We start from the raw sequence: 18,268 nt of genomic DNA, 5'->3' as shown, positions 1-18,268 counted from the left end.
GTCAGCGCCTTCGCGCCGCAACCAGTGCGGCCGTGCGGGGACCCAGGCCGAGCCTCGCCGCCGCATCGAGCTGATCGGCGGTGTCCACGTCGCGGCGCAGGGTCGAGGCATCCGGAATTTCTAGCGGTTCGAAACCAAGCTCGACGTGGCGTGCGAACGACCCGTCGCCGAACGACGAGAGCCATGAGACTCCCGCGCGGGCCGTGACGAGGGTCGAGCCGGTGCCCTCCGCATCGGCGACGACAGCCCGGTCGACGGATGCCGCCGCATCGAGCGCAAGAGCGAGATCGCTCGGGCGCAGCGCGGGGAGGTCGCCGAGCAGGGCGGCGCGCGGTGTCCCGTCCGCCTTCTCCGCGCCCACGGCGACGGCCGCATCCAGTCCTCCGGCGTCGTCGTCCGCCACGAAACGGAGCCCGGGGATGTCTACGGCTTGCAGGACCACGCCGCCGTCATCCGTCACGACGACGACCTGTGCGACCGATTCGCATGCGGCCGCCGCGGCGATCGTGTCGATGGCGATCGCGCGTGCCAGGGCTACGCGATCCATGCCGGGCACGTCCAGCCGGGACTTGCTACGAACCGACGGCTTCACAGGGATGACGACGGTCCAGATCCGCCCCGTCACGCGCCGTACCGTGCCCGCAGTCGCGGCAGGATCTCCTCACCGTAGCGACGGAGGAAGCCCGCCTGGTCGTCACCGGGGTCATGGAACACCAGATGCCGGAAGCCGAGGTCGATGTACCAGCCGATGCGTTCGACGTGCTCATCAGGGTCGTCCGAGACGATGAACCGCGACGCAGCACGTTCGATGGGCAGCTGCTCGCCGAGCCGCTGCATCTCGATGGGGTCGTCGACTCCCATCTTCTCTTCAGGGGACAGCGCGAGCGGCGCCCAGAAGCGCGTCTTGTCGCGCGCGACATCCTTGTCGTCTTCGAGCGAGACCTTGATCTCGATCAGCGTGTCGACGTCGTCGGCCGTGCGCCCTGCCTTCTGCAGCCCGTCGTGGAGCGCAGGCAGGAGAGTCTCGGTGTACAGCCCGGGCTTCTTGCCGCTCGTCGTGATGAATCCGTCGGCGATCCTGCCGGCCAGACGCGTGGCGGCAGGGCCGGCGGCGCCGATGTAGATCGGCACCGGGTGGTCGTCGTGCTTGTCGTAGATCGTGATGTTGCGCGCCGTGTAGTACTTGCCCTCGTAGGTCACACGATCATCCGCCCACAGCAGCCGGATCAGCTCGATCGCCTCTTTGAGCCGCTGGAACCGCTCCGGCGGATCGGGCCACTCGATCCCGAGGTTGGCTTCATTGAGCGCCTCGCCGGTGCCGACGCCGAGGATCACACGCCGCGGGAACATCACGCCGAGCGTCGCGAAGTCCTGTGCCACGACGGTCGGGTTGTAGCGGAACGTGGGCGTGAGCACCGACGTTCCGATCAGCACCTTCGACGTGCGTGCGCCGAGCGCTCCCAGCCAGGGAACCGACGCGGGGGCATGCCCGCCCTCGTGCAGCCACGGCTGCAGGTGGTCCGAGATGAAGACCGAGTCGAATCCCACCTCTTCGGCGAGGATGGCGAAATCGAGCAGCTCATTCGGCCCGAACTGCTCCGCCGATGCCTTGTATCCGAAACGCAGCGGGACTGTCATGCGGTTCCTCTCCGAGCGCCCGGGACAGGCGCAAATCCGAACTCCGACCCATCCGCGCGAGCGAGCCGCTCGCGGAAGGCGTCGACGGTCCCCGGCCATAGCAGGGTCAGGCGACCGGAGCGTTCGTCGACGTACCAGTTGCGGCATCCGCCGGTCATCCAGGGGGTGGATGCCGCGGCCGCCGCGATCTCGTCGGTGTACGCGGCCTCGGCCGCGGGGTCCACGCGCAGCGCACCGCCGAGGCGGTCGCGGTGTTCGAGGCAGCGCTGCACGTACGCGACCTGCTCCTCGATCATGAGGACGGACGACGAATGCCCGAGTGCCGCATTCGGCCCGTCGAGGATGAACAGATTCGGAAAGCCCGAGACCGCTGTCGAGGCGAACGACGTCATCCCGGTCGACCAGTGGTCGGCGAGGGTGCCGCTCTCACCGCGGACGAGCTGGGCGTACGGCTGGCGCGTCGACGCGAACCCGGTGGCCAGCACCAGGGCATCGACCTCGTAGCGGGTGCCGCTCGCCGCGACGACGGTCGACCCCTCGACGGCGGCGAGCGCCGAGGCCTCGAGTGCGACGGAGCCGGAGGCCAGAGCGGGATAGAAGTCATCCGACAGCAGCACCCGCTTGCAGCCGAACGCGTAGTCGGGCGTGAGGGCTGCGCGCAGCGCAGGGTCCGGCACCTGCGACTCGAGGTGCGCGAGCGCGGTGGCCTGCGCGTCGCGGGATGCCGCGGCATCCCCCGATCGCGAAGCGAACCGCGCCTCGCCCTCGACGTACAGAGCCGACCGCAGTCGCGCGAGCTCGTCGGGATGATCGGCGAACCGGCGGCGATCGGCGGCGGAGTACGCCTCGCCGCCGCGCGGCACGATCCACGCGGGCGTGCGCTGGAAGAGCGTGACGTCGGCGGTCCGGGCGAGTTCGGGCACGAGCTGCACGGCGCTCGCCCCGGTGCCGATGACCGCGATGCGGGCGCCGGCGAGGTCGGTGTCGTGATCCCAGCGCGACGAGTGGAACATCGGGCCGGGGAAGGTCTCGAGACCCGGGATGTCGGGGATCGCCGGCTCGGTCAGGCGCCCGCACGCCAGCACCAGCGCATCCGCGGTCATCGTGCCGCTCGAGGTCTCCAAGTGCCACAGTTCAGCCGCGGCATCCCACTCGGCGCCCAGCATCGCGGTGCCGAGTCGCAGGCGAGATCCGAGGTCGTCGGTCTCGACGATGCGCTCGAGATAGGTGCGGATCTCGTCGCCGTGCGCGTACGTGCCCGACCAGTCGGGGTTCGGGCGATCGGCGAACCCGTACAGGTGCGAAGGAACGTCGCACGCGACGCCGGGGTAAGTGTTGTCGCGCCATGTGCCGCCGACGGATGCCGCCCGCTCGAGTACGACGAAGTCGTCGCGCCCCGCACGGCGGAGTGCCATCGCCATTCCGAGTCCTGCAAAGCCGGCGCCGACGATGACGACCTCGACGCGGGTCATCGGGTGACCACCCTGCGGCCGGCCGGCGGCTCGCGGTAGTCGGTGGTGCGCTGCCGGAACGGCCGGAACAGCCGAGCGGCTATGGCCGCGGCATCCGTCACGGGCAGCTCGAGGCCCTGCTCGATGCCGGCATGGGGCTTGACGCGCCCGTCGAGGAGTGTGCCGCCGAGGTCGTCGCCGCCCGACCGCAGCAATTCGGCGGCGGCGTCGCGGCCGACGCGCGTCCAGGGGATCTGGATGTGCGAGATGCTGCCGCTCAGCGCCAGTCTCGATACCGCGACCATCGCGCGGTGCTCGTCGAGCGCGCTGCGCCCCGCAACCAGCGGTACGCCGCCGCCCGGCCCTGGGAGCGGGATCGGCACGAACTCGGTGAAGCCCCGTGTCGTGTTCTGCATCTCTCGGAGGCGCCGGAGGTGCACGATGCGCTCGGCCGCTGTTTCGACGTGCCCGTAGAACAGCACCGAGGTGGAGTGGAACCCGGCGCGGTGTGCGGCGGTGATCCCCTCCGCCCACCGATCGATCTCGACGTCGCCCGGTGCCACGAGGCGGCGCACCCGCTCGCTGAGCACCTTGACGCCGGTGCCCGGCACGGTGTCGACGCCCGCTTCGCGGAGAGCGGCGAGCGCACCCGCGAGGCCCAGCCCGCCGCGGTCAGCGAGATCCCACACATCCTGCGGACGGTAGGCGTGCAGGTGGATGCCGGGAGCACCCGCCTTCGCCGCGCGGGCGATCGCGAGATACGCGCTCGGGTCCTCGTCGGAGGGCAGGATGCCCTGGATGCAGAGCTCGGTCGCGCCGAGATCCCACGCGTCGGCCGCGATCGCTGCGACGTCGTCGATGGTGTACGTGGCTGGGTCATCTGCGCCCGACGAGCGGAACCCGCTCGAGGTGAGGTTGCGGTTGACGACGAGGCTCACCGCTTCGCCGACCGTGTACCGGCGCACGTCGTCGGCGGTCGCCGTGAGGGCGTCGAGGTCGTCGCCGGTCGCGTACAACAGGGCGACCCACCCGTCGTCGTCAAGAGCACGGGGGTCGGATGCCGCCGCTTCGGCGAGACGGCGGATGCTCGCGCTGCCGGACCCGTTCATTCGGTGGGAACCCATCGATTCGGGCTGCTCCGAATCGGTGGGCCGGCCAGGAACGGATGGGCTCGGTGTGGCCTCGGTGGCCGCGAGCCCCGTTCCGGGGTCGGCGAGCGCCTCGACGGCCGCATGCAATCCAGGGTCGATCCACTCGTCGGCGGCCACGACGAACTCGGGCTGGGCGGTCAGGCGCTCGCGCAGCTCGAAGCCCAGCTCCGCGGTGCGGGCGGCGAGGTCATCGAGGTGCGGCCACGGCCGCTCGGGGTTCACATGATCGGCGGTGAGAGGCGAGACGCCGCCCCAGTCGTCGGCGCCGGCCCGCACGAGCAGGTCGAACTCCGCGGGGTCGGAGAGATTCGGCGGCACCTGGATCCGCATCGCCGGACCCATCACGAGACGGGCGACGGCGACCGCAGCGACGTACTCGAGGATTGCCGCATCCGGCGCGCTCTGCATGGCGGTGCGCGGCTTCGCGCGGAAGTTCTGGACGATGACCTCCTGCACGTGGCCCTGCCCGCGCAGCTCATGCCGTTCGTGCGCGTCGCGGATCGCCACGAGCGACTCCGCCCGGTCGCGGAGGGTCTCGCCGATCCCGACGAGGATGCCCGTCGTGAACGGGATGCGCTCACGTCCGGCGTCGTCGATCACCGCGAGCCGCAGTGCGGGGTCTTTGTCGGGCGAGCCGTAGTGCACCTGCCCGGGCTGCTCGAAGAGCGCGCGCGAAGTCGTCTCGAGCATCATCCCCATGGACGGCGCGACAGGGCGCAGCATCCGCAGCTCTTCCGCGCTCATGACTCCGGGGTTCGCGTGCACGAGCATCCCCGTCTCGGCCGTGACGAGCCGTGCGACGTGGCCGACATAGTCCAGCGTGGAGGTGAACCCGTGCTCGTCGAGCCACGCGCGGGCGTCTGGCCAGCGGTCCTCAGGGCGGTCGCCGAGGGTGAGGAGCGCCTCTTTGCACCCGAGCGCCTGACCCTGCCGAACCACCGAGAGCACCTGCTCGGGCGACATGAAGGCCGGCTTGTGGAGCTTGAGAAGCTGCGCGGGGGTGTCGACGAAGACGCAGTAGTGGCAGCGGTCGCGACAGAGGGTTGTCAGGGGAACGAAGACCTTGCGCGAATAGGTGATCACGCCGGGGCGACCCGCGGCCGCAAGGCCGGCGTCGCGAGTTGCTGACGCAAGGTCGAGCAGCCGCTCGAAGTCGTCGCCCGTCGCAGCGAGGAGCGCCTCGGCATCGGACTCGTCGAGCCGGGCACCGGCTGCGGCGCGATCGAGGACGGCGCCGGCACGCGCGGGCATCGTCGGGTCCTGCGGGGGAGCCGACTCGAGCAGGGTCACCGAACCAGTCTTGCACCGCCCACGGTGCCGGGCGTCGCCGATCGTTGTCCTCCTGTGAGCAAAAGGGCAGGGTGCGCAGCCGCGGCCGCTGGCAGACTAGTCGCATGGTCACACTGCTGCTCGACTCGACCCAGCTCGAAGTCGTGCTGTCGGGTGCCGAGCGGGCGATGGCATTCCACAAAGGGAATGTCATCATCGATCGGTCGACCATCGCCAAAGTGCAGCTGACCGACGACGCATGGACGTGGCTGCGGGGCGTTCCGAGTCCGGGTACGCACCTCAAGGGCATCGTCGCGATGGGAACCTGGAAGTCGGCGGGTGCCAAGGACTTCGCCATCATCCGTCGCCATCGCCCGAGTGTCGTGATCGACCTCGAGGGACATCCGGACTTCCAGCGGGTGATCCTCACCACCAGGCACGGTCTCGCGCTCGTCCAGGCTCTGCAGCTCGATGTCGCGGACGAGGCGGCGGATGTCGTCGACATCGCCGCCGAGACGGGCACGATCCCGGTGCAGCCGGCGTCACCCGCGAAGAAGCCGCGGCCACGGAAGACGCCCTCCCCGTCGCCCGCGCCCGCAGCCCGACTCAGCTGACGTCGCGCCGCCAGGTCACGAGGTACCCGAGCACCACGAACACGACGGCGTACCCGAGCAGGACGAGCCCGCCCGCCCACCACTCGAGAGAGGCTGAGACGCCGCCGGAGGCCGCGGTGCTCGCGTCGAAGACGCTCGAGCCGACCAGTGCGTCGCTCGCGGCCCCCGGCAGGAACCGGGTGAAGTCCGAGAGGCCTTCGACCAGGGATGCGACGGCTCGACCGATCGGCTCCACGAACTGCGTGAACACCAGCACCCCGACGATCGCGCCGACCTGATTGCGCACGAGCGCCCCGACACCGACGCCGATCAAGGCCCACAGCACGAAGGCGATGACCATGCGACCGAACAGCGCCCACGTGTCGGACGAGGTGAGGCCGGTCTCGAGTGCCGAGCCGGCGAGGAAGGCGGCCGCGGGCACGACCGAGGCGATGACGCCGATCACGCCGAACAGCACGCCCAGCACCACTCCCACGAGCAGCTTCGCCCACAGCACGACACCCCGCCGGGGAGTGGCGAGGAACGTCGGGGTGAGGGTCTTGTGGCGGAACTCGGTCGTCATTATCAGCGTGCCGATGAGCAGGGGGAACACGTAGCCGACGGCCGTGGCCGTGCTGTAGAGCACGGGCGGCAGTCCCTCGCTGGGAATCTGCGGTCCGTTCCCGGGCAGCGCGCCCGTGGCCGACGCCGTGAAGACGAAGCCCAGCACCGCGGCCGTGAAACCGACGTAGGCGGCGAGCACGATGGCCAGCACCCACCAGATCGACGTCGTGAACTGCTTCGTGGTCTCGGAGCGGGTTGCCGCGGTCAGGCTCATCGCCCCTCACCTCCGTCCCGGTCGGGTCGATCCTCTTCGACCCAATCGGGTGAAAGGTCCGCGAGCCCGCCGAACTCGCTCGTCTCGGCGGGCGGCTCATCGGTGGCTGCCTCGGATCGGTCGTCCGGGGGGAACTCAGGTTCGGGTTCCGGCTCCGGCTCTTCCTGAGGCTCGGCTTCGACCAGTCGCGCAGCCTCGGCGGCCGCTGCTGCGCGCTGGGCGTCGAACGATGAGAAGAAAGCGTCTGCCTCGAGGTCGGATTCCGTCTTCACATAGGCCTCCCACGGGCGATCGGAGTCCGGAATGTGCGCGGGAGCCTCGGCGGTGCCGGCTGTTTCGCCCTCGACGGTGACGCCCTGGCCGTCCACGGTGAACGTCGGCGGCTGGTTCGCGGGCTCGGGCTCGTCGACATCCACCGCATCCGGCTCGCCTTCGTCGGGAGTGATGATGTCGATGACGCCGGTGCTCGCCACGACGAAGCCGGCGGGGGGTGTCGGGGCGTCGACGGCAGCCACGGGATCGGGCTGCGGATCGGGCTGATGGTCGGGCTGCGGCTCGGGCTCGGGATCGGGATTGGGCTCGGCGATCTCGGCGGCCACGCCGGCAGTGAGCACGCCCGCACCCGACATCGCGCCCCCGGGAGCCTCGCCCGCGGCGCTCGAATGCACGCGCGTGCCGTCGACCAGTTCGAGGAAGACCTCTTCGAGCGCCGGTCCCCGCCGCTGCAGCGATGACAGGGCGATGCCCGCGGATGCCGCGATCTGTCCGATCTGAGCGGTATCGAAGCCGCGCGCCGTGAGACCGGAGCGCAGCACCTCGAACGTCACGCCGGCGTCGCGCAGCGCCGCGACGAGGGCGGGGCGGTCGGGGGAGTCCACGACCGTGGCATACTCCGACGGGTCGGTGAGCTCGTCGAGGGCGCCCTGGAAGACGAGTCTGCCCTGCGAGATCACGAGGAGCGCATCGACCGTCTGCTGCACCTCGGCGAGCAGGTGCGAGGAGGTGAGGACCGTCCGCCCTTCGCGGGCGAGCTGGCGGAGGAACCCGCGCATCCACTTGATGCCCTCGGGATCGAGTCCGTTCGCCGGTTCATCGAGCACGAGGATTCCGGGGTCGCCGAGCAGCGCGTAGGCGAGCCCCAGGCGCTGGCGCATGCCGAGCGAGAACCCTCCGACTTTGCGTCCCGCGGAGTCGGCGAGGCCGACGAGGCCGAGCACGTCATCCACACGAGAACGCGGAATGCCCGCAGCGTCCGCGTACACGGCGAGATGGCTCGCCGCAGTGCGACCGGGGTGGAAGCTCGATGCCTCGAGGACGGCGCCGACCGTCTGCAGCGGCCGGTCGAGCTTGGCGTAGGGGACTCCGGCGATCGTGGCCGTGCCCTGGGTGGCGCGCACGAGCCCCAGCAGGATGCGAAGTGACGTCGTCTTGCCGGCACCGTTCGGGCCGAGGAAGCCGGTCACATGACCGGGTTCGACCCGTGCTGAGAAGTCGGAAACGGCGGTGATCGCGCCGAACCTCTTCGTCACCCCGGAGAATTCGAGCGCCAATCCCTCGGGCATGCCGAAAACCTCTCATCGTCGTGAAGTCGTTCTCCACATCTTTGCGGAAAGTGGAGGTGGCCGTCACTTCAATCCGGAGGCGGGAGGTCGGGCGGTAACGTTGCGAGGGTGACAGACGCCGCAGAGCCCAGCGTCCTGGTCCGTGCCTACGGCGGACTCGGGCACCTCACTCTCAATCGTCCCCCCGCCATCAATGCGCTGGACCTCGGCATGATCGGCGACCTCGGCGCGGCACTCGACGCCTGGGAGCATGACACGGACGTCGACGTCGTGCTGCTCGACGGCGCCGGTCACCGCGGCCTGTGCGCCGGCGGAGACGTCCGGGGACTCTATGAGCAGATCAGCGATGGGCGAGCCGAGGACACCGGCGTCTTCTTCCGCGCCGAGTACGCGCTGAACGCCCGCATCGCCGAATACCCTTCGACCGTGGTCGCGATCGCCGACGGCATCACGATGGGCGGCGGCATCGGACTCGCCGGTCACGCCGCGATCCGCATCGTCACCGACCGGTCTCAGCTCGCGATGCCCGAGACGCGCATCGGTTTCACTCCGGATGTCGGGGGCACCTGGCTGCTCGCGCACGCTCCTGGGCGCCTCGGCGAATACCTCGGGCTCACCGGTGCGGTGATGGACGGCTCGGACGCGATCTATGCCGGCTTCGCCGATCACTACGTGCCCGCCGACCGGCTCGAAGCTCTTCGCGACGCGCTCGAGACACGCGCGGATCCGTCGAGCCCGACCGAGCTCGTGCTGCTGTTCGACGAGACGCCCGAGCCATCCCGGCTGCGCGACGCCCGCGCATGGATCGACGACGCGTTCGCGGCAGACTCCGTCGCCGAGATCATCGAGCGGCTGCGGGCGCGCCCCGAGCCCGAGGCTTCCACGACGGCCGACGTGCTCGGCGAACTGGCGCCCACTGCGATGGCCGTCACGCTCGAAGCCGTGCGTCGGGCGCGCGCGCTCCCCCATCTGCGGGCCGCGCTCGAGCAGGAATACGGTCTGGTGCTGTGGTTCGCCACGACGCAGCCCGACCTCATGGAGGGCATCCGGGCGCAGGTGATCGACAAGGACCGCGCACCGAAGTGGCAGCCCGCGAGCGTCGCCGACCTGTCGCCAGGCACCGCGGCATCCGCCCTCGCGTACGTGCCGGCGATCCCACTCTGGGGATGACGGGAGGACGATCGTGGACGACGAGGGGTCGACGCGGACGCGCCGGTACTCGATCGGGATCGCGATCGACTGGTTCTTCTTCGTCTTCGCGGGCCTCGCGGCGATCTGGCTCGCCTATCTGAGCTTCACCGAGACCTTCCAGGTCGGGTGGTGGGGTATCGCCTGGGTCATCGTCTTCTGGGTGCTGCTCGCCTATCTGGTGCTGCCGCGGCTGCATCGCATCCTCACGTCCATCTACGTGCCCGACTACTTCATCGGCCGCGCGCGCACGAGCGACGGACTGCTCGGCGACCCGGTGAACCTGGCATTCCTCGGAGATGCCGACCAGGTCGAGCGCGCGATGGTCACGGGCGGCTGGACCAAGGCGGATCCGGTCACGCTCGGCTCGTCGCTGCGCATCATCACCTCGACGGTGACGCGGCGGAGTTACCACGAGGCACCCGTGAGCCCCCTGTTCCTGTTCGACCGCCAGCAGGATTTCGCCTACCAGCAGGAGGTCGACGGCAATCCGGCGCAGCGCCACCATGTGCGCTTCTGGCGGTGCCCGGACGGATGGCTGCTGCCCGGCGGACGCCGCGTCGACTGGGTCGCGGCGGGCACGTTCGACACGAGCGTGGGTCTGTCGCTGTTCACACTGCAGGTCACGCACAAGATCGACGCCGACACCGACGTCGAGCGGGATCACATCGTCGCGACCGTGACGGCCGGCGAACCGACGGTGGCGGTCGACGTCATCGAGGACTTCTCGACCGGGTATCACGCACGCAACGGCGGCGGGGACTCGATCACCACAGACGGCGATCTGCCGATCGTCGATGTGCGCGCGGTGGGCAGGATGACGCCATGACGACGCCATCCCCCCATAAGCGCCCCGCCTACGAGCCTGCGGCGCGACTGCTTCGTCCGACGGGCTACAACCCCGACATGCCCCGGCCCGCATCGACGGTCGCCGGTGTGGTGCTCGTACTGATTCGGGTCGCCGCGGGCGTGTTCGTGATCGCCGGTCTCGGTGCTGCATGGGACGAGGCCCTCGACAGCGCCAGCCTCACCCTCGATGCCGTGGAGGCGACAGCGGAGGTCATCCAGATCGGGTTCTGGATCGCCGTCGGGTTCGGCGTCATCGCCATAGCGTTGGACGCGCTCTTCGCCCTCTTGATCTACCGGGGACACAACTGGCCGCGGGTCTTCGTGATGGCGATTTCGACGATCTCGATCGCGACATCGTTCGCCACGTGGTGGGCCATCGGGGACGAGATCACTCTCGAGGGCACCTTCCTGTCGCTGAGCCTCGACATCCTGATCCTGCTCGCGCTCTCGAGCCGCAGCGCGGCCGCATACGCGCGCCGCAACCAGCGTCGCTGACCCCGAACGCTCTGCAGCGCCGCACGCATCACCGGGTGGATTAGCCTGAAACCCGCCGCAGCGGTTGCGGCGATGAACCGGCGGGAGGGCGCGTGTTCGACAGTCCGCTCTCGTCGTCCGCCTACGAGGTGCTGGGCGTCGACCCCGCCGCCGACGAAGAGGGTCTGCGGCGCGCCTTCCGCCTGCGCCTGCGGCAGACGCACCCCGACACCGGCGGAGACGCCGCCGTGTTCGTGCAGGTGCAGCGCGCGTGGGAACTCGTCGGCACTCCGGCCGCGCGTGCGGCCTACGATCGCGGTCACGGTTTCAGCGCGGAGCCGGCCCCCGAAGCGTCGACAGGCGCTGCACCCGGATGGCGGGCCCCCGCGCCGCGCCCGGACACACGCCCCCGCGCCCGGTCGCACGGCCAGCCTGGCGGGTGGCGGCGGGAGCGGTATCTGACCCTCATCCGCGAGTGGGCGGGTCGCGGCGTGGCGCTGGAGGACCCGTATGACCCGGCGCTGGTGCGCTCCGCGCCGCATCACCTCCGTCGGCTGCTGGCGGACGCGCTGGCCGAAGAGGCCACGGCCCGAGTGGTCGCGGACCTCGGCATGGGATACACGGTGTGGCACGACGTGATGGCCGCCGGGCGCGGCGCCGACTCGGACGCGAAGATCGACCACATCGTGCTCGGCCCGAGCGGGCTGTACGGCATCCTGTCCGAGGACTTCGGCGGGCCGGTGCGCATCCGACGCGGCGAGCTGGTCGGCGAAGGCGTGTCGGGGGCTCCGATCGCAGAGCTGGTCGCACGGATGCGCGGCATGGCGCGGGCCGCGGGTGTGCGCTTCGGCGGCGCGATCGTGGTGCTGCCCGACGACGACGTGATGGAGTCGATCGCCGAGCTCGGCAAGGTGCGCGGCACTCCGGTCGTCGTGGTCTCGCGCAGCGCCCTGTCGACCGTGCTCCGGCGTGGGATCACCGGAGCGCGCGCGATCGGAGGCAACGAGGTCTTCGACGTGCGAACCAGGTTGCAGCAGTCGGTCCGCTTCGCCTGAGCCGGCGGTCAGTCGGTGAGACCGAACAGCTCGAGGGGGTGCGTGAGCCGCCACCAGGCGGTCGGCCCCTCGACGTCGTCGGCGAGCTTGAGGTCGACCGTCGTCTGATCGAGCGGCCCGCCGACCGAGAGGCTGCCGACGACATCCCCGTCCGCTCGGCTGTCGCCGAGCGAATACGACGTCGAGACGGTCCCCGTGCCGCCGTTCCACAGGATGACGGATGCGTCATCCGCCGTCACGACATCCACCTCTTCGCCCCACACGGTCTCGACGAGCGCCGTCGTGGTACCGGCGGTGACCGAGGGCGCGGGCTGCAACTGGGTCTCGAGCTGCGTGTACAGCGCCCGTGACGCGGCCAGGCGCGATGCATCGTCGGGCTGGCCCAGCACCGACGCGTAGAGGCGGACGGTCGTGTCGCCGATCGTCACGTCCTTCGCCGAGAGCAGGTTGTAGCCGTCCAGCGTTCCGGTCTTGATGCCGAGGACGCCCGGGTCTGCCAGCAGCCCGTTCGTGTTCACGACGTTCCCGGCGCCAGGCAGGTCGACTGCCTGCTTCGCGACGATCTCGGCGATCACCGGGTTCGCGAGGGCCTTCTGTGCGAGAGGGATGAGGGCGCTCGGGCTCGCCGTGTTGCCCCGATCCATGCCGGTGGGCTCGACGACCGTCACCCCCTCGACGCCATGAGCACGCAGCCAGGAGTTGGCCGCATCCGCGTACACCGCATCGGACGGCCAGAGGTTGCCGGCGAGCCGCTCGGCGTAGTTGCCGGCCGAGCCGATCAGCATGCCCTCGAGCAGCTCGTACTCCGTCAGGCTGCCCCCGACGGGCACGTCGAGGGCGGACTCGTTCTGGGCGAGTGCGTTCCAGTAGGCGAGGCTGTCGGCGTAGCTGAACTGGAACGACGGGCCCTGCTCGCCGACGGCGAGGGGCATCTCGTCGAGCACCGCGAGCGCCGTCACGACCTTGGTGATGCTGGCCATCGGGAACGGGTCGGGGCTGGATGCCGCCATCCCCGTGATGCCGTTCACCGAGACCGCCGCGCTCCCCGTTGCCGGCCAGGTCATGGCGGCGGCCGGTGCAGGGACCGGCTGCACCTCCATGGCTGTGACCGTCGGTGCGACGGCGTACAGCGGCCAGAGCAGGGTTGTCGCCGCATAGGCACCGACGAGCCCCGCGCCGATCAGAGTCGGGACGATGACGCTCGCTCGGAGTGGGGACCGGCGAGGCAGATCGGCGAGCAGATCGTTGCCGACCGGCACGAAAGGCGTCGTCGCGGTGGAGAGGTCCGCGACGGGTCCTGCGGTCGTGCCGACGGATGCCTCATCCACCCACAGCAGCGCGGATCGCTCTCGGGTCGGTGTCGCCGAAGGGGCCCGCACGTAGGCAGGTCGGCCGCCGGAATCCGGGTCGACGACGGGGTCCTCTCCGTCCTGGGACGATGCGGATTCTCGGTCGTGCTCGAGGGTCAGGACGGTGTCCGACGAGTCGGGGTCGGGCGCGGCATCCATCGACGCATCGTCGCGACGTCGCCGCGCGCGGCGCGTCGAAGAAGCAGCGTCGTCCACGGTCACCCGCTAAAGGTACAACGGCGCCACCGGCTATACTCATCGAAACAACCACGGGAGTCCGGTGAGCCGGGCTGAGAGGAAGCGATCCACGCTTCGACCGTCGAACCTGATCTGGGTCATGCCAGCGCAGGGAGGAGCCATCATGGGCGTTTCCACGTCTGCATCCGCAGATACCTCATCCACTTCGCGGATCCATCGTTGGCGGATCGTCGACATCGTCGTCGCCAGCGTCATCGGCGTCGCGTCCGGCCTGATCTTCGTGCTCTGGAACATCGCCTACATCGGGCCGAACGCGTTCCTCACGCCCTTGCTGCCCGGCTTGCAGGGTCTGCTCGACGGGCCGTGGCTGTTCGCGGGGGTGCTCGGAGCCCTGATCATCCGCAAGCCCGGAGCCGCGATCTACACCGAGTTGCTCGCCGCAATCGTCTCGGCGCTGGTCGGGAACACGTGGGGTGGATTCCTCACCCTCGAGGCGGGGCTCGTCCAGGGACTCGGTGCCGAGGTGGTCTTCCTGCTCTTCTTCTACCGCCGCTGGTCGCTGCCGGTCGCGATGCTCGCCGGCGTCGGGGCGGCACTCGCCGGTGGGGTCAACAACCTCCTGCTCTGGTGGCCCGGCTCCGACATCCCGTTCATCATCGTGTACCTCATCAGCACATCGATCTCGGGTGCGGTCATCGCGGGCGGACTCTCATGGCTGCTCGCGCGCGGGCTCGCCGCGACCGGGGCGCTCGACCGGTTCGCCTCGGGGCGCGAAGTACGCGCCCGCGTCTGACGCCGTGGCTGGCGTGACGCCACGCCCTGCGGCGATCGACGCGCAGGGGTGGGGCTGGCGTCATGCGTCACGTCACGCGTGGGCCATCCGGGATGCCTCGTTCCACATCGAGCCCGGCGAGCGCGTGCTGCTGCTGGGCGCATCGGGTGCGGGCAAGTCCACGCTGCTGCACGGTCTCGCCGGTGTGCTCGGGGGCGAGGACGACGGCGAGCAGACCGGGTCGCTGCTCATCGACGGCACACCGGCGGCGCAGGCCCGCGGTCGCGCGGGGCTCGTCCTGCAGGATCCGGATGCCCAAGTGATCCTCGCGCGGGTCGGAGACGACGTCGCGTTCGGCTGCGAGAACTTCGGCGTTCCCCGCGACGAGATCTGGCCGCGCGTTTCGCGGTCTCTGGATGCCGTCGGGCTCGACGTGCCCCTGGACCGCGCGACGAAGGCTCTGTCCGGCGGACAGAAGCAGCGCCTGGCGCTCGCCGGGCTGCTCGCGATGCGACCGGGACTCGTGCTGCTCGACGAGCCGACCGCGAACCTCGATCCGGCGGGTGTCACCGAGGTGCGAGACGCCGTGACGCGGATGCTCGACGCGCATCCCGCAACCCTCGTCATCGTCGAGCACCGCGTCTCGGTGTGGCTGCCGGTCGTGTCACGCGTGATCGTGCTCGGCGACATCGACGGCGGCGGCGTGATCGCCGACGGACCGCCCGAGGCGGTGCTGGCACGCGAGGGTCGAGAGCTCGCCGCGCGCGGCGTGTGGGTGCCCGGCATCCCGCCCGCTCGTCCGCCCGCACCCGCGCAGACACCCGGTGCCCCGCTGCTGTCGGCCGAGCGGCTCTCCGTGCAGCGCGTGGCGGGCCATCCCGTGGCGAGCGGGATCGACGTCGCGGTGCGAGCGGGTGGCGCGCTCGCGATCACCGGACCCAACGGCGCCGGAAAGTCGACGCTCGGACTGACCGTCGCCGGACTGCTGGCCCCGGCATCCGGCACTCTGCTCGCCTCGCCCGAGCTGGCAGGAAGCGCCGGTCCACACCCGATCCGCTGGGCGTCGCGGCAGCTGCTGACCCGGATCGGCACGGTGTTCCAGGACCCTGAGCACCAGCTGCTCGCGAAGACCGTGCGCGACGAGCTCGAGGTGGGCCCCCGCGCACTCGGAATCGGCGAGGGCGAGACCGCGGCGCGCGTGGACGAGCTGCTCGAGCGGTTGCGGCTGGCACCGCTCGCCCGCGCGAATCCGTTCACCCTCTCGGGCGGCGAGAAGCGGCGGCTGACGGTCGCGGCGGCACTGGCGACCGCCCCCCGCGTCCTCGTGCTGGACGAGCCGACGTTCGGGCAGGATGCGCGCACATGGGCGGAGCTCGTCGCGCTGCTCGCGCGGCTGCGCGACGACGGCTCCGCGATCGTCGCGATCACCCACGACGAGGACGTCATCGACGCGCTCCACGCCGAGCGCCTCGACCTGGGCGGGCGAGCATGACCCTCCTCGACGCCCACGCGCGCACCGGGCGGATGTCGCGGGTCAACCCGGTCGCGAAGCTCGGAGCATCCGCGCTCATCACGATCCCGCTCGTGCTGACGCTCGACGTCGTGTCGGCGGCGGTCGCCCTCGCGCTCGAGCTGCTGCTCATGCCGCTCGCGGGTCTCGGCTGGCGCGAGTTCTGGGCGCGGACCTGGATCGTGTGGGCGCTCGCCCCGCTCACCGGCCTGACGATCGCGCTCTACGGCCGCACGAGTGGCGAGGTCTATGTCGATTGGCTGTTCGTCGAGGTGAGTCAGGGCTCGCTCATCCTTGCGCTGGCCACGACTCTGCGGGTGCTCGCGATCGCGCTGCCGTCGGTCGTGCTGTTCGCGACGGTCGATCCGACCGATCTCGCGGACGGGCTCGGCCAGGTGCTGAAGCTGCCCGCACGCTTCGTGATCGGGGCGCTGGCAGGGCTCCGCATGGTCGGGCTGTTCCTCGACGACTGGCGGGCCCTCGAGCTCGCTCGCCGTGCGCGAGGCGTCGCCGACCGGGGGCGGCTGCGGCGATTCCTCGGAATGGCGTTCGCGCTCCTGGTGCTGTCGATCCGCCGCGGGTCGAAGCTCGCGACCGCGATGGAGGCGCGCGGCTTCGGTGCACCCGGCGTGAGAACCTGGGCGCGCGAGTCGCGGTTCGGAGCCGCCGAGTGGGGGCTCATGGCAGTCGGGCTCGCGATCGCGTCGATGGCGACCGCTGCGGCGGTGGCCGCCGGCACCTGGAACCTCATCCTCGGGCCGGGTGGCTGACCCGCTGTCAGTCGGGGAGCGCGCTCTCCCGTGCTGCGACGTGGGCTTCCTCCAGCAGCGCCTCGCGGGCACGGGCGTACAGCTGCATCGCCTGTTCGGGCGTGTCGCCGACGGCGGTCATCCCGACGCGGCCGTGCTCGGTGATGGAGCTGATCATGTGGAAGACGATGCCGGTCTGCCTCGACTGATCGAAGTGCAGACCGTGCCGGGCCACCACATCGAAGAGGTCTCCCACCGAGATCGCCCGCAGGGCATCGGACTCGAGGTGATCGGTGGCCGCCAAGTGCTTCACGGCGCCGTCGGGGGTGAGGAATCGCCCCGTCTCGGCGTCGTATCTGCCATCGGTCAGGAACTGGAGGGTGAGGAACGGATGGGTCGTACCTCCCTTGCGCAGATTCAACTCGATCGCATACTCGGACCAGGTGCCGTCGGCGGTTCGCACCACGACGAAGTCGACCGCGAAGCGTCCGATCACTCCCTCTTCGGCCAGTCGCTCGCCGATGGCCATTGCCGGCTCGCTGATGAGACGCGAGTACGCCGGATCGGCGGGGAAGATGCAGCCCAGGTAGCTCTGCCCGCTCGCGCCGCCGAGGAGTTGGTCGTGGGTCGACAGGAGCTCGACGCTGCCTCCCGGGTGAATCCGCATCTGCACGCTCGGGCTGAGGAGCTCCTCGCCGACGATGCGTTCCTCCACGATTCCGCCACCCGTCGAGAGGTTGGCGACATACGTCTCGAACGGCACATACGGCGACTCCAACTGTATCCGCTTCACGCGCTCCAGCGTCTCCGCGCGCCGTTCGGAAGCAGGCAGTGAGGTGATGCCCTCGAGGTCGACGAGAGCGTTCCCGGACCCGGAGACGCCCTCGTTGAGCTTGACGATGACCTGGCGCACCGTTGGACGCGCTGCGAGGATCTCGCCGACCGCATCGACCACGTCGTCGATACTGTGGAGGTCCTCGACCCCGAGCGGGTATCGCACCCCGACGTCGCCGAAGAGGCGGCGGCAGCCGGTCTTGCTGCCCAGTTCGGCGAGGCGAGGGTCGGCGCCGTACATGGGAATGCCGAGGGTGAGCGCGATGTCGCGTTCGAGCTCGGTGGTGTTGTACAGGATGAGGTGGCTCCGCGCCCGGTTGGGGATCATGCCGGCGATCTTCGACAGCAGCCGGGGTCGCTCCATCAGCTTCACGCTCAACGGTCGCGCCGAGGCGTCACCCACCGAGACGGTGTGCAGCCTGGCGAGCGCATGGCTCGGAATCACACCCGGCAGCAGCGCGAGGTAGTACTCGATGATCCGTGCATCGATCGGCATCGAGGTGACGTAGATCATCCGCAGCCGCGGCTGGCGCAGCAGGAGCAGCAGGAACAGGAAGCGCTCCTCCATCGCCTGCATCATGCTGCCGGTCGCCGCCGTCGTGAGACTGAGGGTGACCGACGGGACGACCACGACGGACTCGTCATCGAGATCCAGCTTCATCGAGTCCCACACCGAGCTCATCCGGTCCTGCAACAGCTGGAATCGGGCGTTCCGGGCCTCCTCGTCGAGGTCCGAAAGCGTTTCCACCGCGTCGGGCGCCGGTCTGGTATCCAAGGTGGTCATGTCT

At 70.2% G+C, this 18,268-nt stretch carries 16 protein-coding genes and 1 riboswitch; of the genes, 8 read left to right on the top strand and 8 right to left on the bottom strand.

All coding sequences use genetic code 11. The features are described from left to right. Position 1 precedes the first annotated feature (1 nt). The 4 genes from ABD188_RS02790 to cofG form a co-directional block, all read right to left on the bottom strand. Positions 2-547, bottom strand: a complete 546-nt coding sequence (locus ABD188_RS02790) for an NTP transferase domain-containing protein (RefSeq protein WP_425561321.1) — start codon at positions 545-547, stop codon at positions 2-4. Between the two features lie 74 nt (positions 548-621). Then, entirely contained in the window at positions 622-1,638 is a 1,017-nt protein-coding gene (gene fgd / locus ABD188_RS02785; protein WP_344058307.1) for a glucose-6-phosphate dehydrogenase (coenzyme-F420), read from the bottom strand. Next, entirely contained in the window at positions 1,635-3,110 is a 1,476-nt protein-coding gene (locus ABD188_RS02780; protein WP_344058306.1) for a flavin-containing monooxygenase, read from the bottom strand. Before ABD188_RS02780 ends, fgd begins: the two co-directional genes overlap by 4 nt. Beyond that, positions 3,107-5,491, bottom strand: coding sequence for a 7,8-didemethyl-8-hydroxy-5-deazariboflavin synthase CofG (gene cofG, locus ABD188_RS02775; RefSeq protein ID WP_425561360.1), 2,385 nt, complete (start codon positions 5,489-5,491; stop codon positions 3,107-3,109). The genes ABD188_RS02780 and cofG overlap by 4 nt, the downstream gene beginning before the upstream one ends. A gap of 143 nt (positions 5,492-5,634) precedes the next feature. On the opposite strand from cofG, the gene ABD188_RS02770 reads away from it, so the two are divergent. Beyond that, a complete protein-coding gene (locus tag ABD188_RS02770) occupies positions 5,635-6,123 on the top strand; it encodes a hypothetical protein (RefSeq protein WP_344058303.1) in 489 nt (162 codons plus the stop codon). Here the strand turns inward: ABD188_RS02770 and ABD188_RS02765 are convergent. Together ABD188_RS02765 and ABD188_RS02760 are read right to left on the bottom strand one after the other, a co-directional pair. Beyond that, positions 6,116-6,940 (bottom strand): ABC transporter permease, encoded by an 825-nt coding sequence (locus tag ABD188_RS02765; protein WP_344058301.1) that lies wholly within the window; start codon positions 6,938-6,940, stop codon positions 6,116-6,118. The genes ABD188_RS02770 and ABD188_RS02765 overlap by 8 nt on opposite strands. Then, positions 6,937-8,502: an ABC transporter ATP-binding protein gene (locus ABD188_RS02760; RefSeq protein ID WP_344058299.1), complete on the bottom strand. Its 1,566-nt coding sequence runs from the start codon at positions 8,500-8,502 to the stop codon at positions 6,937-6,939. The genes ABD188_RS02765 and ABD188_RS02760 overlap by 4 nt, the downstream gene beginning before the upstream one ends. Positions 8,503-8,610: 108 nt before the next feature. Between ABD188_RS02760 and ABD188_RS02755 the strand changes: the two genes are divergently transcribed. The 4 genes from ABD188_RS02755 (at position 8,611) to ABD188_RS02740 (ending at position 12,068) form a co-directional block, all read left to right on the top strand. Then, a complete protein-coding gene (locus ABD188_RS02755) occupies positions 8,611-9,672 on the top strand; it encodes an enoyl-CoA hydratase/isomerase family protein (RefSeq protein WP_344058297.1) in 1,062 nt (353 codons plus the stop codon). 13 nt (positions 9,673-9,685) lie between these two features. Then, a complete protein-coding gene (locus ABD188_RS02750; RefSeq protein WP_344058295.1) occupies positions 9,686-10,519 on the top strand; it encodes an LssY C-terminal domain-containing protein in 834 nt (277 codons plus the stop codon). Next, positions 10,516-11,034: a hypothetical protein gene (locus ABD188_RS02745; RefSeq protein WP_344058293.1), complete on the top strand. Its 519-nt coding sequence runs from the start codon at positions 10,516-10,518 to the stop codon at positions 11,032-11,034. Before ABD188_RS02750 ends, ABD188_RS02745 begins: the two co-directional genes overlap by 4 nt. A 92-nt stretch (positions 11,035-11,126) precedes the next feature. Continuing rightward, positions 11,127-12,068: a DnaJ domain-containing protein gene (locus tag ABD188_RS02740; RefSeq protein WP_344058291.1), complete on the top strand. Its 942-nt coding sequence runs from the start codon at positions 11,127-11,129 to the stop codon at positions 12,066-12,068. An 8-nt stretch (positions 12,069-12,076) separates the two neighbouring features. Here the strand turns inward: ABD188_RS02740 and ABD188_RS02735 are convergent, their stop codons facing one another. Beyond that, a complete protein-coding gene (locus tag ABD188_RS02735; protein ID WP_344058289.1) occupies positions 12,077-13,639 on the bottom strand; it encodes a D-alanyl-D-alanine carboxypeptidase family protein in 1,563 nt (520 codons plus the stop codon). A gap of 37 nt (positions 13,640-13,676) precedes the next feature. Continuing rightward, positions 13,677-13,786: riboswitch (TPP riboswitch) on the top strand. Here ABD188_RS02735 and ABD188_RS02730 point away from each other — a divergent pair. From ABD188_RS02730 to ABD188_RS02720, 3 genes are all read left to right on the top strand, one after another. Next, a complete protein-coding gene (locus tag ABD188_RS02730; RefSeq protein ID WP_344058287.1) occupies positions 13,779-14,408 on the top strand; it encodes an ECF transporter S component in 630 nt (209 codons plus the stop codon). (Overlaps the previous riboswitch by 8 nt.) A gap of 4 nt (positions 14,409-14,412) precedes the next feature. Further along, complete coding sequence (locus ABD188_RS02725) at positions 14,413-15,879, top strand: ABC transporter ATP-binding protein (RefSeq protein WP_344058285.1); 1,467 nt, start codon at positions 14,413-14,415, stop codon at positions 15,877-15,879. Then, entirely contained in the window at positions 15,876-16,667 is a 792-nt protein-coding gene (locus tag ABD188_RS02720; RefSeq protein WP_344058283.1) for an energy-coupling factor transporter transmembrane component T family protein, read from the top strand. The genes ABD188_RS02725 and ABD188_RS02720 overlap by 4 nt, the downstream gene beginning before the upstream one ends. Positions 16,668-16,674: 7 nt before the next feature. On the opposite strand, the gene ABD188_RS02715 is transcribed toward ABD188_RS02720, so the two are convergent. After that, on the bottom strand, positions 16,675-18,264 hold the full coding sequence (locus tag ABD188_RS02715; RefSeq protein ID WP_344058281.1) for a peptide ligase PGM1-related protein: 1,590 nt from the start codon (positions 18,262-18,264) through the stop codon (positions 16,675-16,677). Between the last annotated feature and the right edge of the window lie 4 nt (positions 18,265-18,268).

The sequence above is a fragment of the Microbacterium pumilum genome (genome assembly GCF_039530225.1).
GTDB classification, from domain to species: Bacteria; Actinomycetota; Actinomycetes; order Actinomycetales; family Microbacteriaceae; genus Microbacterium; species Microbacterium pumilum.
This window is presented reverse-complemented; position numbering and strand designations above follow the sequence as displayed.